The sequence below is a fragment of the Bradyrhizobium sp. genome (genome assembly GCF_017881085.1).
Classification (GTDB): Bacteria; Pseudomonadota; Alphaproteobacteria; order Rhizobiales; family Xanthobacteraceae; genus Bradyrhizobium.
This window is the reverse complement of sequence record NZ_JADGRI010000088.1, coordinates 1-16,885: the sequence shown is the minus strand read 5'-3', so window position 1 is coordinate 16,885 and position 16,885 is coordinate 1. Positions and strand designations below refer to the sequence as shown.

Here is a 16,885-nt window from a genome sequence, read left to right as displayed (position 1 = left end):
AATTGAATGCGCCATTTGGGCATGAAGGTCGCCTTGCCGCCGAACTCGGTGGCGTCCCTGAAGTAGATTGTGATCGGCCGGGAATTCAGCCAGCGGTTTTGCCTGACATCCGTTATCTCGGCGAAGGGTACATGAATCTCTCGAAAGTAATTGGACACGTAGAGTTGTCGCTCGTCCATTCGCACCCGCTTCAAGCCGGCGCTGGCCCACAGGATGAACGTCGTTCCGAGAACCCACACTCCCAGAAACAAGAACTTCATTTGAGGAGGCGGCGATGCATGGTTGCCGTCGACCAGTTTGCCGAACCAGAGAAGGACGGTCCCTGTTCCGAAGCCCGATATCCAGAGCGCGGGGAATATGAATTTCGCCCAGAATGTCAAAGCCGACGATAGGGCTCTTTCCTGCATGACTTCGCCTTGCTCGAACCGGGTGCAAACGACGTTAGAGACCGGCGGTGAATGGCGGATTACGACTCGCCAATCCGCCCTCGGATCCAGGGATGTTTTGTTCAAGGAAATCGGCTGTTTGCAGCGGTTTTATCGTGGCTGAAGCGCGGATCACGCTTGCCTGATCCGCCCAGCCCGCCCTGTTAATGTTACGCTTTAACTAACAATTAAGTACGTGTTTGCGGGCACGAAACGCCCGGCCTAGCGTTTTGCCGGGGAGTGCGGCTTGGTAACCAACGAAATGGTGCGCGCCATGAAGTATCGAGTATTTGGGGCGCTTGTCGCGTCTCTCAGCGTTGCGGCGGTCATGCTTGCCCCGAACCCGGCATCGGCGAGGTCGGGAGCGGTCCAGGCCGGACGGGGTGCCTCGTCGCATCCGGCTTTCCATCCCCGGGGGATCCGCACCTTCCGTCATCACCGCGGCAGCGCGATCTTCTGGCCGGGCGTGGACGGATACGACTACGGCGGGCCGACCGGCGAACCCCTGGCCGGCGCCACGCCGCCGCCGTCGGGCGACGTGCATTACACCTATACCTATGACGTTCCCTGGGATTGGGCGCATCGCTATCCGCCGGCGGTCGCCCCCTCCGACCGGCCCTATGTGTCGGTTTGCCCCGAGGAAACCACGACGTTTCCCGGGCGTGACGGCAAGGACCGGACCGTCAGCGTGATGCGGTGCTACTGATCAACATGCAGAACGGTTAGCCCAACGGGTCCGCGCCAGCGCGGCCCGATGGCAGGCTCCGGCGTAACCCGCCTTTCTGTTGCGCGCTGAACGGCGCTTCGGTCGGGCACGCGACCCGGTTCAACCATCCCCCCGGCCCCGCGCGAGCGCCCGGCGACCGCCGATGGCCGTTTGCGGCCATTGACTGACGGTCGTCATTGCGTTGTGCTTGTCGCGGACTAAAACGTCCTTATCGCGGACTAAGACGCGCCGGAGGGGCCCGGCGCGAAGCAAGAGACGACACAGGGGGAAAGCATGGCCGATCAGAGCGCGGAATCCGTCTCCCATGCCGTCAAGCGCGACCTGCGGCTCGATCTGTTCCGCGGCGCAGGGCTGTGGATGATTTTCCTCGACCACATTCCGCACGACATCGTGGCCTGGCTGACGCTGCGCAATTACGGCTTCAGCGACGCCGCCGAATTCTTCGTGTTCATCTCCGGCTATCTGGCCGGCTTCATCTACGGTCCGATCGTGCGCACCGGCCATTTTCTCGCGGCCACCAAGCGGCTCTTGAAGCGCGCCTCGGAAATGTACGTGGCCCACATCATGCTGTTCCTGCTGTTCACGGCGCAGATCGCGCGCACGGTCCGGAAATTCGACAACCCGATGTATGCCGATGAATTCAACGTCCACAATTTTCTCGAGCACCCCGACGTGCTGATCGGGCAGGCGCTGACGCTGCGCTACAAGCCGGTCAATCTGGACGTGCTGCCGCTGTATATCGCGCTGATCGCGGCGTCGCCGCTGATCCTGTGGTGCCTGGTGCGCCGCCCGAACTGGACCCTGCTCGCCTCCGCCGTGCTGTACGTCGCGACGCGCTGGTTCGACTGGAATCTCGCTTCCTATCCGGCCGGCACCCACTGGTACTTCAATCCGTTCGCCTGGCAATTGATGTTCGTGTTCGGGGCCTGGTGCGGCGTCGGCGGCGCCGCCAGCTGCGGTTCATCATCCAGTCCCGCGCGGCGCTGGCACTGGCGGCGGCGTGGATTCTGTTTGCCCTCGTGATCGTCCTGACCTGGCATGTCCCGCTTTTGGATGCATCGGTGCCGAAATGGATGATCAAGGCGATCTACCCGATCGACAAGACCGATCTCGACATGCTGCGCTTCACCCATTTCCTCGCGCTGGCGCTGGTGGTCGCCCGGTTTCTGCCGCGCGACTGGCCGGCGCTCGGCTCGAAATGGCTGCGTCCGCTGATCCTGTGCGGCCAGCATTCGCTCCCGATCTTCTGCTTCGGCGTGTTCCTGTCCTTTGGCGCGCACTGGATCCTGATGCAGTACACACGGGGCGTCTGGGAGCAACTGGCCGTCAGCGCCGGCGGCATCCTGATCATGGTCGCGGCGGCGTGGCTGCTGGACCGGGCGGCGAAGGTGCCCAATCTGTTCGTCGATGCGTCCGAGCCCGAGGCCACCCCCGCCAAGATCGACCGGATCGCGGCCTAGCCGCATGATCGGTTCTGATTGAATCAGAACCGATCATGCTCCAGATTCTTGTTTTGACGCGTTTTCTTCACGCGAACCGGTATCCACCCCGCATCACGTGCGGGGCAGGCTTTCGCTCGAAAACGCTCTAGCGTCCTCGCGCCAGCGACTTCCACCGTTCCGCCGCCTCGATCGCCGGCCCCCATAGGCCTTCCGCTGGCTGGCCGCGATGCAGCGCCTTGCCGACTTCGCAGATCGCCATGAAGGCGGACGATCGCGCCTCCTCGACCTCCAGGGGCTGTTCGCCGTCGCCCTGAACCAGCCCGGCCAGCCCGTTCAGGATCGGCAACGCGGTTTGCGCCGTTTCGCGCTCAGCGGCCTTCAGGGCTTCGATGATGGTTGCGGCTTTTTCTGAATCGGTCATGGGGGGAAGCTTACTCCGCCTTGAGGCCGGCCGCACGGGCTACCCTTCGTGGCAGCCATGCTATCGCAAATCGCGTGGCCTGAACGCAACCCCTGCGAACGTCTCCGGCATGTCACATCCAGCCTCAAAACTAAAAAAACCGATGCCGTCGTTTTTCGCGCAAATTTCCGCCGCGATCGGCTGACTAGATCGGTATCACCAGCGCCCGAGGATTTGTATCTCGTATTTCGGGGGACGACATGCGACCTGCCAGCCTTCGCTTGCCCAAAAATACCCTGTTTCAAGGCGATGCGACGAGACCGGATCTCGACGCCCTGCAAACGGCGAAGGCGAGACAGGACGAATCCCACCAGAAACTCGACAAGTTCATCAAGGCCGCGCTCGCCGAGCTCAGCGGCGAAGAGCGCGCCGGCTAGAGCCAGATCGGTTCTGATCGGATCGGCGCGCAGGGCCGGTTTGCCACGCGTGACATCGCGCACCGGGAAATTGGGTTCGCCAAGTATTGGGGTGACCAAGTATCGGACTTACCAGGTATAGCGCACCCGCGCGGTGCCGATGTAGGTCTGCGAGTGCGGGCTGAACTCGGCGTCGAACTTGCCGGCGATCGAGATCCCGTTCCTGTAACTCACCTCGGCGACGGCCGAGGCGAGCAGCAGATCGCGCGCCGGCGGGGCCCCGGTTTCGGTCCAGCTCGATCCGGGCAGCGACAGGAAGCTCGGGGTGTAGCGCAGGTCGGACCAGTTGTCGTGCGCCCAGGCGGCGCGGCTGCGCAGCGACAGGATCGCGCCGTCGGCAACCGCGAACGGCCGGTCGAACCAGGCGCCGAGCTCGGTGCGGATCACGGTCGTGGTATGCGCGTCATAACTCAGCGCGAAAATCGACGAGCCGGAGACAGCGGTTTCGCTGTAGGACGGCGTGCGGAACGCCTGCATCTGGAAGGCGGCGTAGGGCGTGAGCCCGAATCCGGTCAGGTCGAGGACGCCCGGAATGGCGAAACGATAACCGCCCTCGATGCGGCCGCCGATGTTGTTGGCGGAGAAGCCGGCGGTGAGGTGGTCGATGCCCGCCACGGTCACCACCCGGTCGGTCGACACCTGATGCCAACCGTAGGCGAGCGCTGCCGACACATACGCCGCATCAACGCGCGTCAGACTATAGATGGCCGACTGGAACATGTCGCTGTGTCCGCCGCCGAGCCCATCGGGCAAGCCATAATTGGTGCTGCCACCGCCCAGCGCGAAGCCGACCACGGTGTAGGGCGTGACACGGTAGTCGAGACCGGTCGCGACGCCGTAGGCGCGCGCCGTCAGATCGTGACTGCCGGCCGACGCATTGCCGCTCAGATTGCTCTGGCCGCCATAGGCCGCGGCCCAAACACTCCAGCGGCGCGGATCGGCCACGGCCTGGTTCAGCGCCTTGTAAACCGGGGCCTTGTAATACAGCGGCGGCCGAGCCGGCGGGTTCTCCGGCACCAGGCCGCGGTTGTCCGCGAACGGATTGGTCACCAGCGACAGGAACGAGTTCATCGCCTGGGTTCCCGCCTGCGCGACGCCGGTGCCGGTCTCGCCCTGAAGCTGCGTCAGCGTGTTCGCCAGATCCGCAGGCGACAGGTTGAAGAAGTTCAGAAACCCGAGCGGCAATACGCCCCCGTTGGCGACGAAACTGTCCATGGCATTTGCCGTCGCGCGCTGACTGGCATTGGCCGCCGCTGGCAGCAGAGACGCGATGAGCGGAGCGCCGGTCGGCCCGAACAGAACCCCGCCGCCGCCGCCAACGCCTGCGAGATCGCACAGACTGATCGTGTTGGTATCCAGCGTGACCGCACCGCTCCGTGCCCAGGCGGCGCCGCAGGTGATCCTGGCGCCGGTGTTCAGCGTGATGCTCGCCTGTGCGAGGATGTCGCCTGCGAACGATGTGGTCGTGCCGAGCGTCGCCGAGCTGCCGACCCTCCAAAACACATTGCCACCTTGCGCGCCATTGATCAGCGCAACAAGCGAAGCGCTGGCAGTAGTCAGCGAGCTTCCGATGTTGAAGATGAAGACCGAGTTGGGGTTGCCCAAGCCGTTGAGGGTGAGTGCGCCCGTCAACTGCGCCGCCGAACTGAAATTATAAACGCCCGGTATCAGCGTGAGGCCGCCCAGGTTCTGACCCGTCAGGTTTATCGTGGTAGGCCTGCCCGCCAGCGTATTATAGGCCGTCGCGAGGTCGACCTGAGCCTGGATCGCGATGGCGTCGTTGATGTGCTGCGTCGCTCCCGGGCCGGTCAAAATTCCCGGGGGAAATCCGGTGATCGAACTGCCCGGGCCGACGCCGAGGTTGCCGGGGTTCGCGGCGGTTCCGGTGAGAATGGTGGAGCCGGTGTTGGTGACCGCCGAGGCGCCCAGCACCGCGAAGCTCGCCACCGTTCCCAGCGCGGGCGCCTGCGCATGAACCGGCGATGCCGGGGCCAATATCGTCAGGCCGAGGGTCGCCACGGCGGCGGTCAGACACCGGGAGCAGTGCCGGCGCGAAACGGCTGAGTAACTCGTCTTCATGGGCGTTCCCAATCGTTCAAGCTGAGCATGGGAGGGATCAAATACCGAGCCCGACACGACTCGCGCCCCAGCCGACGCCTACAACTGAGACGCTGTCGCGCAGACGGTACATTTGTCCGGCTTTTTGAAAAGGACTATCGAGCGAATGGCGCGTTCAGGCAACGTTTTCTAGCCGCAGGTGACAAATATGTCGCTTGCAACCCGTGCGCTTACGGAACTTTGCACGGCCGCAGTCCCCGAATCTGATCAATATTGATCACATCGCGATTCCGGATGCACCGCCATCCCAGTCCGGAACGAGGCAGATTCAATTAACAATCGAATGATCGCAGCTGCGAGGACTCACGCCTTCGCTTCGATCACCTCGAGCACGCGCGGCGGCGACATCGGCAGGCTGTAGAAGCGTTTTCCCAGCGCGTTGTGGATGGCGTTGGCGACGGCGGCCATGACAGGCACCAACGGCACCTCGCCGACGCCCTTGACGCCCTGCGGATGTTTCGGATTGGGCACTTCGACCATCACGGTATCGAGCATCGGCAGGTCGGAACATACCGGCATGCGATAGTCGAGGAAGCCGGGGTTATCGACCTTGCCATCCCTGTTGTAGATATATTCCTCGTTGAGCGCCCAGCCGATGCCTTGCGCGACGCCGCCCTGCATCTGGCCCTCGACATAGCCGGGGTGGATGGCGCGGCCGACGTCCTGCACGGCGGTGTAGCGGATCACGCGGACGATGCCGAGTTCAGGGTCGACCTCGACGTCGCAGATGTGCGTGCCAAAACCGCCCTCGGCGCCTTCGGTGTTGAGCTGCACGCCGGCGCCGATCGGCCCACCCATCTGCGGGGCTTTTGCGGCAAGCTCGGCCAGGGTCAGCGGCTCGAACTTTCCGGCGTTGGGGCTCGCCGGATGCGCCGCGCCGTTTTCCCATTTCACCGCCTCGGGATCGATCTCCCAGATCTTTGCCGCGCGCTCGCGCAAGGTGGTGATGATCTTGTCGGTGGATTGCGTCACCACCATTGCAGAGGCGAACAGCACGCGGCTGCCGCCGGTCAGGTTGGAGAAGCCGATGGTCGCGGTGTCGCCGATCAGGACCGAGACGCGGCGGTAGTCGATGCCGAGCAGCTCGGCGCAGATGTTGGCGATCGCGGCGCGCGAGCCGCCGATATCGGGATGGCCCGTGGTGACCACGACGTTGCCGTCCTCGGTGATGTTGACCTGTGCCGAGGATTCGCCGCCGGCGTTGAACCAGAAGCCGGAGGCGACGCCCCTGCCCTGTAGTTTCCCGAGCGGCGCGCTGTAGTGCGGATGCGCTCTTGCGGCCTGCAGTGTCTCGACATAACCGATGCGCGGAAACACCGGGCCGAACGCGGCCTTGGTGCCCTGCCTGGCGGCGTTCTTCAGCCGCAGCTCCAGCGGATCCATCTTCAGCGCTTCGGCGAGCTCGTCCATGACGCACTCCACCGCATAGGCGCCGATCGGCGCGCCCGGCGCACGATAGGCCGCGACCTTGGAGCGGTTGGAGAGCACGTCGAAGCCGACCGACAGCACGTTCGGAATATCGTAGGGCGAAAAGCTGCAGCCGACCGCGCCGCGGATCGGCGAGCCCGGCAGCGCGCCGGCCTGCAGATAGAAAGTGCCTTGAGCTGCGACGATGCTGCCGTCCTTCTTCGCGCCGATCTTGACCGTGCTCTTCGAGCCTGATGTAGGCCCCGTCGCCCGCATCACCTCTTCGCGGGTCATCACCATCTTCACCGGACGGCCGGATTTCTTCGCAAGCAAGGTCGCGAGCGGCTCCAGATAGACGATGGTCTTGCCGCCGAAACCGCCGCCGATCTCGGCCGGGATGGCGCGGATGTCGCTCTGGGGAATGCCGGTCAGATACGCCGTCATCGCGCGCACCATGAACTGGCCCTGGCTCGAGCTCCAGATCGTGGTCTTGTTGTCGGGCGCGACGCTGATCAGGCAGGCGTGCGGCTCGATATAGCCCTGATGCACCGGACGGGTGGTGAAGCTGCGCTCGATGACCACTTCGGCCTGCTTGAATCCCTCGGCGATGTCGCCTTTCTTGACTTCGAGTCGGCCTGCGATGTTCGACGGTTTTCCTTCGAACTTGATGAACTCGTGCAGAACGGGCGCATCGGGCGTCAGCGCGTCGTCGATCTCGATCGACCACGGCAGTACCTCGTAGTCCACTTCGATAAGCTCGCAAGCCCTGGCCGCAATCGCCTCGGTGGTGGCGGCAACGGCTGCGACGGGATGGCCGGGGAACAGCGCCTTGTCGCGCGCCATCACGTTGCGGCACATCCAGCGCATGTCCTGGATGCCGAGCATGACAGACTTGTCGACCGGGAAGTCGACGATGTCGCGCGAGGTGACCACGGCCTTGACGCCCGGCAGCGCCTCGGCCTTCGAGGTGTCGATCGATCGGATGCGCGCGTGCGGATGCGGGCTGCGCAGGATCTTGCCCCAGATCATGCCGGGCATGTTGGTGTCGGCGGCAAATGCCGCGCGGCCCGTGACCTTGTCGGCGCCGTCGGGGCGAATGGTGCGCTGGCCGATCCACTTGTTGTTGGTGATGATATTCATTGCCAGGACTCCCTAGTTCCCTGCTCCCGCATGTCGGAAGCGGTTTCCAGGACCGCCCGGACAATCTTGTCGTAGCCGGTGCAGCGGCAGAGATTGCCGGCGAGCCAGAACCGCACCTCTTCCTCGCTCGGCTTCGGATTTTTCCTGAGCAAGGCGTCGGAGGCGACCAGCATGCCGGAGGTGCAGATGCCACACTGCAGTGCCGCCAATTCCAGGAATTTCTGCTGCAGCGGATGCAGGTGCTCGCCGTGGGCCATGCCCTCGATGGTGCGGATATCCTGGCCCTCGGCCTCCACCGCGAGCATCAAACAGGAACAGACCAGGCGATCGTCCAGCGTAATGCTGCAGGCGCCGCAATCGCCGGACGAACAGCCTTCCTTCGAACCGGTCAGGCCAAGCGGCCCGCGCAGCGCATCGAGCATGGTGTCGCCGGGCTCGCAGAGAAATTCCGCCGGCTCGCCGTTGATGGTGGTGGAAACGTGCAGTTTTGCCATGGTCTCAATTTCCCAACCTCAGTTTTCGCGGGCGCGCCGGGCGGCGATCGCGGCCGTGCGCCTGAGCAGCACGCCGGCGATTTTGGTGCGGTAGACGATGGTGCCCCGCTTGTCGTCGATCGGACGGCAGGCGGCGCTGCAGGCGTTCGCCGCGGCATTGAGCGCGGCATCGTCGAGCTTGCTGCCGATCAGCGCCTTGGCCGCCGCCTCGACCAGCAGCACGGTCGGCGCCACCGCGCCGAGCCCGACCCGCGCCGCGCTGCAGACGCCGCCCTTCAGCGTGAGGCTGACGCCGACGCCGACCACGGCGATGTCCATTTCGGTGCGCGGAATCATGCGCAGATAGGCGTCGCCGGAGCCCGGCGGCCGCGTCGGCAGCGTGAAGCTGACGAGAATCTCGCCCGGCAAGAGATTCGTGCGGCCCGGACCGGCCGGCACTTTCTCCACCGGCAGTTCGCGGCGCCCGTTCGGCCCCTGCACCGTGACGATGGCGCCGGCGGCGACCATCGCCGGCACGCTGTCGCCGGCCGGCGAGCCGTTGCAGAGATTGCCGCCCGCCGAGGCCCGTCCCTGCACCTGGGTGGAGCCGATCAGGTTGACCGCCTCCAGCACGCCGGGCCAGACCTCGCCGAAGCGCGGATGCTCGGCGAGTACTGCCCCCGGGACGGCGGCGCCGATGCGGAAACCGCCATCGGCGGTTTGCTCGATCGCCGTCATCTCGGCGATTTTCTTGATGTCGACGATCAGGCCGGGCTTCACGCTGCCGGCACGCATCTGCACCAGAAGATCGGTGCCGCCGGCCAGGATGCGCGCAGCACTTCCGCCCGCCGCAAACGCGCTGACCGCCTCATTGAGCGTGCTCGGCGCCAGATATCGAATATCGGTCATGGTCGTTCCGCCGTCTCCCTGAGTGCCCCGGGTGATGTTGGCTCACCGTTCTCGGGCCTTGCGCGAGGCGGCAGCCTACACGGGCAGGAACGATAGGAACAGCCTCCAGGGCCGGTTCAAACGGCGGGCTCCCATGCGTCGCGAGCAGAAAGCGCAAACCCTCAATCCGCTGGGGACCAAATGGCGCATTCACGGCTGCTTGTTTGCAAAGCCGTCTCTGCAATTGCATACTCGATCGCACGAAACGTTCTCTTGGCACTTGAGGAAGATACACAATGGCGGACGCCGATCTGGATGTCGTAATCCGGCAGCTTGCGAAGCAGCAACACAAGAGCCTGATGGCGGCTGCAAAGAGCCGGCGTGATCGGTACATCAGCCTCGCCGCCAAGGCAAAGGACAAGCCGACCACGGATCGCTACAAGCAGATCGCGAAGGATACGATGGAGCAGGCCAGCTTCGCCGCCAAGCGGCTGCAGATTTCCGCTGACAATGCCGCCGACAGTTACGCCCGCTCGATGCGAAATGCCGCGGCCGAGCACGCCGCCAAGAACGCGGCAGAGAAGAAGGCCGTCAAGAAGAAGGCGATCAACAAGAAGGCGCTCAAGAAGACAAGATCCTGATCGGCCATCGCGTCGCAGCGGCGGACTACGCTCACGCCGATCCGCCCCGCTGAATCACAACGGCGTCGTCCGCAGAAGATCGATGAGCGCACGCTGCACCGCGGGGTTCTGCTTGGCCGGGATACGCTTCAGGCCCCGCTCGCCGACCGCGAAGCTGTGGAACGCTTTGCCTTCATCCGCATTTGCTCTCCCGGAAACACGGGAGTGCGGATCGTGAAGCCGACCTTCTTGACCGTTGTCGCCTTCCTCGCCGTGATCGCGTTCCTGGCGCTGTTCCTGGCGGACCGGGAAATGCAGGCCGGCATTCGGCGGCTTTCCAATTATACCTTCTCGCCACGCTCCGCGCTCGACGCGGACCGGAGCCTGAGGCGCGTCAACGAGCGCAGCCGATTCCGCGCTGCCGGGCTTGAGCGAGCCAGCCTGCCGCCATACGCCGGGGAGCAAGGTTCGGAACAATGAGAAAGGGCCGCCGGGAATATGTTCCGACGGCCCTCCGGGCTCAAAATTGATTGGGAATGGCAACCGCGCTCAGCCCCGGTGCCTGAAGCATAGCCGGCTCTCGCCGCCTTTGTGGAGTCCAAAATCCTGTTCCGCCCGAGGAACAGGGGAGCTGTTGTCGCAGCGCCCCGGAATTCCGGTACCGCCCCCAGGCGAAACCTGCCTCTTTATCGCTGCTGAACGGCGGACTACGGTTGCGTTTTCGCCGGATGGTCGGGAGGCCTGATGCGCACCGAAATAGCCCTCGCCACCCTGGCCGTGCTCCTTGCCACCGCAAACAGCCACGCGGAGGACAACAACAGGGCCTGCATCGTGAAGGCCACCGAAGCCTTGCCGCACATTGCCGGGCTCGTGGTCAAGAAGACCCGGACCCGCCCCGTTCCCGCGGAGATCATGGCGACATGGCGGGGTCAGACACGGCCGGTCATGGTGGACGTGGATATCATCGCGGCGGGCGCGGCAGAGACCTATTCATATATCTGTGTGCTGACCAACAAGACCGCGTTCGTGCGCCGGGTCATGAGTTAGCCAACACAGCACCGTCGTCCCGCGGCCGCCTGCCGAACGCCGTTCCGGTGATGACCTTATCCCGCCGTGATGCTACGACGACATCAGCTCTGGCGCATTGGCGCATATCCGGTAACCGCATGCGATTCTTTTCAAAGACACGATTGGTTCTTGGCGCAGCCTTGTTGGCGCTGTTGGGTGTCATGCTGGTATGGGGCCCCCGGCCGGCACCCGCTCAGCCCATGCCGGCGCCGGCGAGGCCGATCGCAGCAGCCCCCTCCCCCCGCGCCGCCTCCTGCCACAACGGCCTTTCGTTCGACCGCTTTCTCGTCGAGCTGAAACAGCAGGCGGTTGCCGCCGGTGTCTCGCAGCGCGCGCTCAGCGAGACCGCGCCCTACCTGGTCTACGACCAGGGCATCGTCAACCGCGACCGCGGCCAGCGCGTGTTCGGGCAGGCGTTCACCGAGTTCGCCGGGCGCATGGCTGCGGCCTACCGGATGCAGCAGGGTCAGGCCAAGATCAAAACCCACGCCGCCGCCTTCGCGCGCGCCGAGAAGGAGTACGGCGTGCCGCCGGCGGTCATCGCCGCGTTCTGGGGGCTGGAAAGCGATTTCGGCGCCAACATGGGCAATCTGCCGACGCTGCGCTCGCTGGTGTCGCTGGCCTATGACTGCCGCCGCTCCGAGCGGTTTGCGGGCGAGACCATCGCCGCACTGAAGATCATCGACCGCGGCGATCTCACGCCTGACGAAATGGTCGGCTCCTGGGCCGGCGAATTGGGACAGACGCAATTTCTGCCGACGCATTACTTCACCTACGCCGTCGATTACGACGGCGACGGCCGCCGCGATCTCCTGCGCAGTGCCGATGACGTGATCGGCTCGACCGCGAACTACATCGCCACCGGGTTGAAATGGCGGCGCGGCGAGCCCTGGCTGCAGGAAGTGCGCGTGCCCTCTCAACCGAATTTTCCTTGGGACCAGGCCGACCTCACGATTCAATTGCCGCGCTCGAAATGGGCGCAGCTCGGCGTCACCTATGCCGACGGCAAGGCGCTGCCGAATGACGAACTGCCGGCCTCGCTGCTGCTGCCGATGGGCCGGATGGGACCGGCGTTCCTGGCTTATGCCAATTTCGCGGCTTACACCGAGTGGAACAACTCGCTGATCTACTCCACCACCGCCGGTTATCTTGCCGCACGGATCACCGGTGCGGCGCCGATGCATCGTCCCGCAGCACCGGTGGCGCAGCTGCCGTTCAACGAACTGCGCGAATTGCAGCAACTCCTGGTGCGCGCGGGCTTCAATGTCGGCAAGGTCGACGGCGTGATGGGCCAGCAGAGCCGCAGCGCGGTCAAGGCGATGCAGATCAAATACGGCCTCCCCGCGGATTCCTGGCCCACCGCCGAACTGCTGGCGCGGATGCGCGGGCCCCGCGCGCAACCGCTGGCGGCCGGCGCCGCAGGTGCCGCGGCTGCGCGGTAGCCTCTATTTCCGTCATTGCGAGGCCCAGCTTACTTTCCTCGCGCGACCCGTTGGTTGGCAATGACGCGAAAATGTCCGAACCATAGTAACGACTCCCAATCAACCGAAAGAGCAACCCATGTCCTTCTACGACGCGACCGTGCCCGCCTTCCTGCAAATTCTCGGCAGCCTCACCGGGCTTCTCACCAAGGCCGAGGCGCACTGCAAGGCCAAGAATATCCAGCCCGAGGTGCTGCTCTCCGCGCGGCTTTATCCGGACATGCTGCCGTTCAGCCGCCAGATCCAGCTCGTCTGCGATTTCGCGGGCAAGAGCTGCGCGCGACTCACGCACGGCGAGGTGCCGACCACGCCCGATACCGAGAAGAGCTTCGATGAACTGAAGCAGCGGCTCGCCAGGACCATCGACTATGTCAGGACGTTCAAGCCGGCGCAGTTCGACGGTGCCGACACGCGCGACGTGACTTTTCCGGTGGGACCGACGAACATGACCCTGAAGGGCCAGCAATTCGCCAGCGGCTATGCCTTCCCGAATTTCTACTTCCACGCCGCCATCGCCCACGGCATCCTGCGTCACAACGGCGTGGAAATCGGCAAGCGGGATTTTCTCGGCGTGAGCCAATAATTCGGGATGAGCCAATAATATTGTCATTCCGGGGCTCGCGAAGCGAGAACCCGGAATGACGACAATAAACCGCGAAGGCGCCGCTCGGGAGACTGCCTATACCGCGCTGTCGCTGATTTCGAATGAATCTTCCTATGTCGATGCGCATGCTGTTTCTTGAGGCAGGTCATCTTGCCGGCATCGTGCGGGGCTAGACTGCGCTTTTCGAATGGCTCGCGGCTTGCCACGGCCTTCCGCAGTGCACAACTCACTTGTATCTTCCTCACCTTCCCTGCCTCCACCGAAAGCAACAAAAATGAGCACGCCGTCCAAACTCTTCGAGCCCTATAAACTTGGCCCGATCACGCTTGCCAACCGCCTCGTGATGGCGCCGCTGACGCGCAACCGCGCCGTCGCCGGCCTGGTGCCGAGCCCGCTGGCGGTGGAATATTACGCACAGCGCGCTTCCGCCGGCCTGCTGATCACCGAAGCGAGCCAGATCTCGCAACAGGGCCAGGGCTATCAGGACACGCCCGGCATCTACTCCAAAGAACAGGTCGCCGGCTGGCGCAAGGTCACGGACCGCGTGCACGAGCGCGGCGGGCGCATCTTCATCCAGCTCTGGCATGTCGGCCGCATCTCGCACACCTCGCTGCAGCCGAACAATGGCGCGCCGGTCGCGCCGTCGGCGATCCCCGCCAAGGGCAAGACGTTCGTCAATAACAGCTTCGCCGATGTATCGGAGCCACGCGCGCTGACGCTGGAGGAAATTCCCGGAATTATCGAAGGCTTCAAGCGCGGCGCCGCGAACGCGATCGAGGCCGGTTTCGACGGCGTCGAGATCCATGGCGCCAACGGCTATCTCCTGGACCAGTTTGCCAAGGACGGCGCCAACAAGCGCACGGACGCCTATGGCGGATCGATCGAGAACCGCGCGAAGTTGATGCTCGAGGTCTCCAAGGCGGTTTCAGCCGAAGCCGGGGCAGAGCGCACCGGCATCCGCATCTCGCCGGTGACGCCGGCCAACGACATCTCCGATTCCAACCCGCAGCCGCTGTTCGACTACATCGTCGATCGTCTCAACGCCTTGAAGCTCGTCTACATCCACGTCATCGAAGGCGCCACCGGCGGCCCGCGCGACATCGCGCCGTTCGACTACGCTTCGCTGCGCAAGCGCTTTTCGGGCGCCTACATGGCCAACAACGGCTATGATCTCGAACTCGCCAACAAGGTGCTCGCGGCTGACGAAGCCGACCTGATCGCGTTCGGAAAACTGTTCATTTCGAATCCCGACCTGGTCGAACGCTTCAAGCGCGGCGCGCCGCTGAACGCGCCGGACAAGGCGACCTTCTACGGCGGCGGCGCCAAGGGCTATACGGATTATCCGACGCTGAGCGCAGCGCTGGACCCGGCGGAGTAAGGAGCCGCGTTAGCGCGAACCCGGAATCTCGCGAAATCAATTTCGAGATTCCGGGTTCGACGCTTCGCGTCGCCCCGGAATGACACTTCAATAGCATGGACGCGACGGGTTGCAGGCCCGCCTCGTTGTTCTAATGTGCCGGCATGAGCAAGCCCGCCGCCGAGGACATCGTTCGCCGCGCCACCGCCGCCTTCAATGCCGGTAACCGCGACGAAGCGCGCGAACTGTGCGAGCAGGGCTTGGCCGGCCATCCCGGCGATCCCATGCTCAGCCATCTGCTGGCTGCGGTGCTGTTTTCGCAGGGCGAGATCGAGTCCGCCCGCGGCCATGTCGAGACCAGTCTCGCAAAACGGCCCGGCAATGCCGCCGCCCATCTGCTTGCCGCACGCATCGCCCGCGCCGCCAAGGATTTTGACGCAGCGTTATCTCACCTCGATCGCGCGATCGCGATGGCGCCGCAGCGGGAGGGATTCCTGGAAAAGGCGCGCACGCTCGACCAGGCAAGTCACTACCAGGCAAGCCTGCGGACCGCCACGCGCGAGGCGTGGCAGGCGATCCTGAAAATCGTGCCGCAGAACATCGAGGCCGCGGCGCGGCTCGGGCGGCTGGCATGGGAGGATGGCGATCATGCGCTTGCCGCATCGCTGCTGGAACGCGCGGTGGCGGGTGATGCCCCCGCATCGGCCTGGTTCGATCTCGGCCTGGTCCGGCAGGATTTGCGCGACTACGACGCCGCAGCCACGGCCTACCGCAAGGCGCTGGAACAAAAGCCTGATCATGCCGAGGCCGCGCTCAACCTCGGCACCGTGCTGCAGGAGAAGGGCGACCTCGACGGCGCCATGCGCGCTTACGCGGAAGCCTATCGGCTGCGCCCGACCATGTTCGGCACCATCGCGATGGCGCTGACCTCGGCGCCGCACGGGCGGCTGTGGCTGGATGAAGCCGCATTGCGCCGCTCGCTGAGCGGTTAGAGCTGGCAGATCAAGCTCGGCCCCTTCGCGCGCGAAACCGTTTGCGATAGACGCCGGGCGTGGCCAGCACTTCGGAAACGGTCTTTGTAAAGGCCGCCTGGTGCGCCTCATCAAAGCTCTCGAAGACGAGTTCGGGTGCCGCGCGCGGCACCGCGAAGCATTGCGCCACCGGCGTGCCCTTCGGCAGCACGCCGGAGAAATCAGGTTGCGTCCACAGCGCCGGAAAATTGATGCCGCCATCGTAAAAGCGATCGGCGTCCACCAGTCCTGAAATCAGGCGAAACGGCAACTCATCGCGATTCACCGGATGGGTGGCGAACAGCGACCAGCCGGGTTCGAGCTCGATAGTCCAGAAACTGTTGAATTTGATCGCGGCCTGCCCTGGCTTCGCGAACGGCGCTTGCGCGAACTGCGCCGGGACGTGAAAGCTGAGGGGCGCGCGCGGATGCCCCGATGTCGCCGGCTCCGGAATGTCCCACTGCCACGAGAACGCGCCGCGCTCGACGAGGACGTCGCAAGGCAGCAGGATCAGGACGCCATAGGCCATGGCGTCGACAAAGGGCGGGCACTGCTTGACGGTGCGGATCTCACGGCCGTGAATTTCCGAATGCGCTTTCGCGGGCATCGCGCGCAGCCAGTCCGGCAGGCTCCCGCGCGCCGGCACCGGCCGCGGCAGATGCTCCGACAATGCCGGATCGCAACGAAAGACCATGCGCATGGCGGGCTCCTCAGGTCGGACGAGCAGTTATTATATCGTCATTCCGGGATGCGCACCTTGGCCCAGGCCCGGAATCCATAACCACGATCGGGGGTTATGGATTCCGGGCTCGCGCTTCGCGCGCCCCGGAATGACGATCTCATATAAAGGCGCAAGCAAAAAGGCCGGGATCGCTCCCGGCCTTCGCTGCTTTCGTTGCGCCAACCTCAGTTCGAGGCGCGCTTCGGCGGGGACGCCGGCCACGACTTGATCAGGGTGTCGTAGTCGACGGTTTCGCCCTTCGGCTTCTCGTTGGCGAGCTTGCGCTGGGGCGCGATGTTGCCGTCCTTGGCGGACTTCGCGAACCAGTACTCGGCGGTTTCCTTCTTGTTGAGCTTCGGTCCGCAGGCGCCCTGGACGCCGGATTTCTCCAGACGTTCCATCACCGAATCCTGGGCGGCGGCGAGCGAATCCATCGCGGCCTGCGGCGTCTTCGCACCGGACGACGCATCGCCGATGTTCTGCCACCACAATTGCGCAAGCTTCGGATAATCCGGCACGTTGTTGCCG

16 protein-coding genes and 2 pseudogenes are annotated in these 16,885 nt (G+C 64.5%); 10 read left to right on the top strand and 8 right to left on the bottom strand.

What is annotated here, in order from left to right:
* Positions 1-512 (bottom strand): hypothetical protein (locus QZ213_RS11055; RefSeq protein ID WP_291686103.1); only part of this gene is annotated, 512 nt, incomplete at its 3' end.
* Positions 513-672: 160 nt separating this feature from the next.
* Here QZ213_RS11055 and QZ213_RS11050 point away from each other — a divergent pair.
* Together QZ213_RS11050 and QZ213_RS11045 are read left to right on the top strand one after the other, a co-directional pair.
* A complete protein-coding gene (locus tag QZ213_RS11050; RefSeq protein WP_365885058.1) occupies positions 673-1,131 on the top strand; it encodes a hypothetical protein in 459 nt (152 codons plus the stop codon).
* Positions 1,132-1,425: 294 nt separating this feature from the next.
* Positions 1,426-2,612, top strand: a pseudogene (locus QZ213_RS11045) (OpgC domain-containing protein).
* 127 nt (positions 2,613-2,739) lie between these two features.
* On the opposite strand, the gene QZ213_RS11040 reads toward QZ213_RS11045, so the two are convergent.
* A complete protein-coding gene (locus QZ213_RS11040; protein WP_291686102.1) occupies positions 2,740-3,015 on the bottom strand; it encodes a hypothetical protein in 276 nt (91 codons plus the stop codon).
* Positions 3,016-3,254: 239 nt separating this feature from the next.
* Between QZ213_RS11040 and QZ213_RS11035 the strand changes: the two genes are divergently transcribed.
* The gene (locus QZ213_RS11035; protein WP_291686101.1) at positions 3,255-3,431 is read left to right on the top strand and encodes a hypothetical protein; all 177 of its coding nucleotides are present in this window, start codon (positions 3,255-3,257) and stop codon (positions 3,429-3,431) included.
* Between the two features lie 108 nt (positions 3,432-3,539).
* Here QZ213_RS11035 and QZ213_RS11030 read toward each other — a convergent pair whose 3' ends face one another.
* From QZ213_RS11030 to QZ213_RS11015, 4 genes are all read right to left on the bottom strand, one after another.
* The gene (locus tag QZ213_RS11030) at positions 3,540-5,489 is read right to left on the bottom strand and encodes an ice-binding family protein (protein ID WP_291686100.1); all 1,950 of its coding nucleotides are present in this window, start codon (positions 5,487-5,489) and stop codon (positions 3,540-3,542) included.
* Positions 5,490-5,891: 402 nt separating this feature from the next.
* A complete protein-coding gene (locus QZ213_RS11025; RefSeq protein ID WP_291686099.1) occupies positions 5,892-8,135 on the bottom strand; it encodes a xanthine dehydrogenase family protein molybdopterin-binding subunit in 2,244 nt (747 codons plus the stop codon).
* Positions 8,132-8,629 carry a (2Fe-2S)-binding protein gene (locus tag QZ213_RS11020; RefSeq protein WP_291686098.1) on the bottom strand — a complete coding sequence of 166 codons (498 nt, stop codon included), beginning with the start codon at positions 8,627-8,629 and terminating at the stop codon, positions 8,132-8,134. The genes QZ213_RS11025 and QZ213_RS11020 overlap by 4 nt, the downstream gene beginning before the upstream one ends.
* 18 nt (positions 8,630-8,647) lie before the next feature.
* A complete protein-coding gene (locus tag QZ213_RS11015) occupies positions 8,648-9,508 on the bottom strand; it encodes a xanthine dehydrogenase family protein subunit M (RefSeq protein ID WP_291686105.1) in 861 nt (286 codons plus the stop codon).
* A gap of 284 nt (positions 9,509-9,792) precedes the next feature.
* Here QZ213_RS11015 and QZ213_RS11010 point away from each other — a divergent pair, with 284 nt between their 5' ends.
* The 7 genes from QZ213_RS11010 to QZ213_RS10980 all read left to right on the top strand — a co-directional run bounded on the left by QZ213_RS11010 (position 9,793) and on the right by QZ213_RS10980 (position 15,618).
* Positions 9,793-10,137, top strand: coding sequence for a hypothetical protein (locus tag QZ213_RS11010; RefSeq protein WP_291686097.1), 345 nt, complete (start codon positions 9,793-9,795; stop codon positions 10,135-10,137).
* Between the two features lie 213 nt (positions 10,138-10,350).
* Entirely contained in the window at positions 10,351-10,596 is a 246-nt protein-coding gene (locus tag QZ213_RS11005) for a hypothetical protein (RefSeq protein WP_291686096.1), read from the top strand.
* 264 nt (positions 10,597-10,860) lie between these two features.
* Positions 10,861-11,163 carry a hypothetical protein gene (locus QZ213_RS11000; protein ID WP_291686095.1) on the top strand — a complete coding sequence of 101 codons (303 nt, stop codon included), beginning with the start codon at positions 10,861-10,863 and terminating at the stop codon, positions 11,161-11,163.
* 221 nt (positions 11,164-11,384) lie between these two features.
* Entirely contained in the window at positions 11,385-12,626 is a 1,242-nt protein-coding gene (locus tag QZ213_RS10995; RefSeq protein ID WP_291686104.1) for a lytic murein transglycosylase, read from the top strand.
* A 118-nt stretch (positions 12,627-12,744) separates the two neighbouring features.
* Complete coding sequence (locus tag QZ213_RS10990) at positions 12,745-13,248, top strand: DUF1993 domain-containing protein (protein ID WP_291686094.1); 504 nt, start codon at positions 12,745-12,747, stop codon at positions 13,246-13,248.
* 295 nt (positions 13,249-13,543) lie between these two features.
* A complete protein-coding gene (locus QZ213_RS10985) occupies positions 13,544-14,647 on the top strand; it encodes an alkene reductase (RefSeq protein ID WP_291686093.1) in 1,104 nt (367 codons plus the stop codon).
* A 143-nt stretch (positions 14,648-14,790) separates the two neighbouring features.
* On the top strand, positions 14,791-15,618 hold the full coding sequence (locus tag QZ213_RS10980; protein ID WP_291686092.1) for a tetratricopeptide repeat protein: 828 nt from the start codon (positions 14,791-14,793) through the stop codon (positions 15,616-15,618).
* A gap of 10 nt (positions 15,619-15,628) precedes the next feature.
* Here the strand turns inward: QZ213_RS10980 and QZ213_RS10975 are convergent, their stop codons facing one another.
* Together QZ213_RS10975 and QZ213_RS10970 are read right to left on the bottom strand one after the other, a co-directional pair.
* A complete protein-coding gene (locus QZ213_RS10975) occupies positions 15,629-16,336 on the bottom strand; it encodes a hypothetical protein (protein WP_291686091.1) in 708 nt (235 codons plus the stop codon).
* Between the two features lie 206 nt (positions 16,337-16,542).
* A pseudogene (locus QZ213_RS10970) lies at positions 16,543-16,885 on the bottom strand (carbohydrate ABC transporter substrate-binding protein); the annotation flags it as partial.

Excerpts from the sequence above, each read along its gene's own strand:
- QZ213_RS11040 (WP_291686102.1), bottom strand. The coding sequence starts at position 3,015 with ATGACCGATTCAGAAAAAGCCGCAACCATCATCGAAGCCCTGAAGGCC.
- QZ213_RS10985 (WP_291686093.1), top strand. The coding sequence starts at position 13,544 with ATGAGCACGCCGTCCAAACTCTTCGAGCCCTATAAACTTGGCCCGATC.
- QZ213_RS10995 (WP_291686104.1), top strand. The coding sequence starts at position 11,385 with ATGCCGGCGCCGGCGAGGCCGATCGCAGCAGCCCCCTCCCCCCGCGCC.
- QZ213_RS10975 (WP_291686091.1), bottom strand. The coding sequence starts at position 16,336 with ATGCGCATGGTCTTTCGTTGCGATCCGGCATTGTCGGAGCATCTGCCG.
- QZ213_RS10980 (WP_291686092.1), top strand. The coding sequence starts at position 14,791 with ATGAGCAAGCCCGCCGCCGAGGACATCGTTCGCCGCGCCACCGCCGCC.
- QZ213_RS11010 (WP_291686097.1), top strand. The coding sequence starts at position 9,793 with ATGGCGGACGCCGATCTGGATGTCGTAATCCGGCAGCTTGCGAAGCAG.
- QZ213_RS11000 (WP_291686095.1), top strand. The coding sequence starts at position 10,861 with ATGCGCACCGAAATAGCCCTCGCCACCCTGGCCGTGCTCCTTGCCACC.
- QZ213_RS10990 (WP_291686094.1), top strand. The coding sequence starts at position 12,745 with ATGTCCTTCTACGACGCGACCGTGCCCGCCTTCCTGCAAATTCTCGGC.
- QZ213_RS11035 (WP_291686101.1), top strand. The coding sequence starts at position 3,255 with ATGCGACCTGCCAGCCTTCGCTTGCCCAAAAATACCCTGTTTCAAGGC.
- QZ213_RS11025 (WP_291686099.1), bottom strand. The coding sequence starts at position 8,135 with ATGAATATCATCACCAACAACAAGTGGATCGGCCAGCGCACCATTCGC.
- QZ213_RS11020 (WP_291686098.1), bottom strand. The coding sequence starts at position 8,629 with ATGGCAAAACTGCACGTTTCCACCACCATCAACGGCGAGCCGGCGGAA.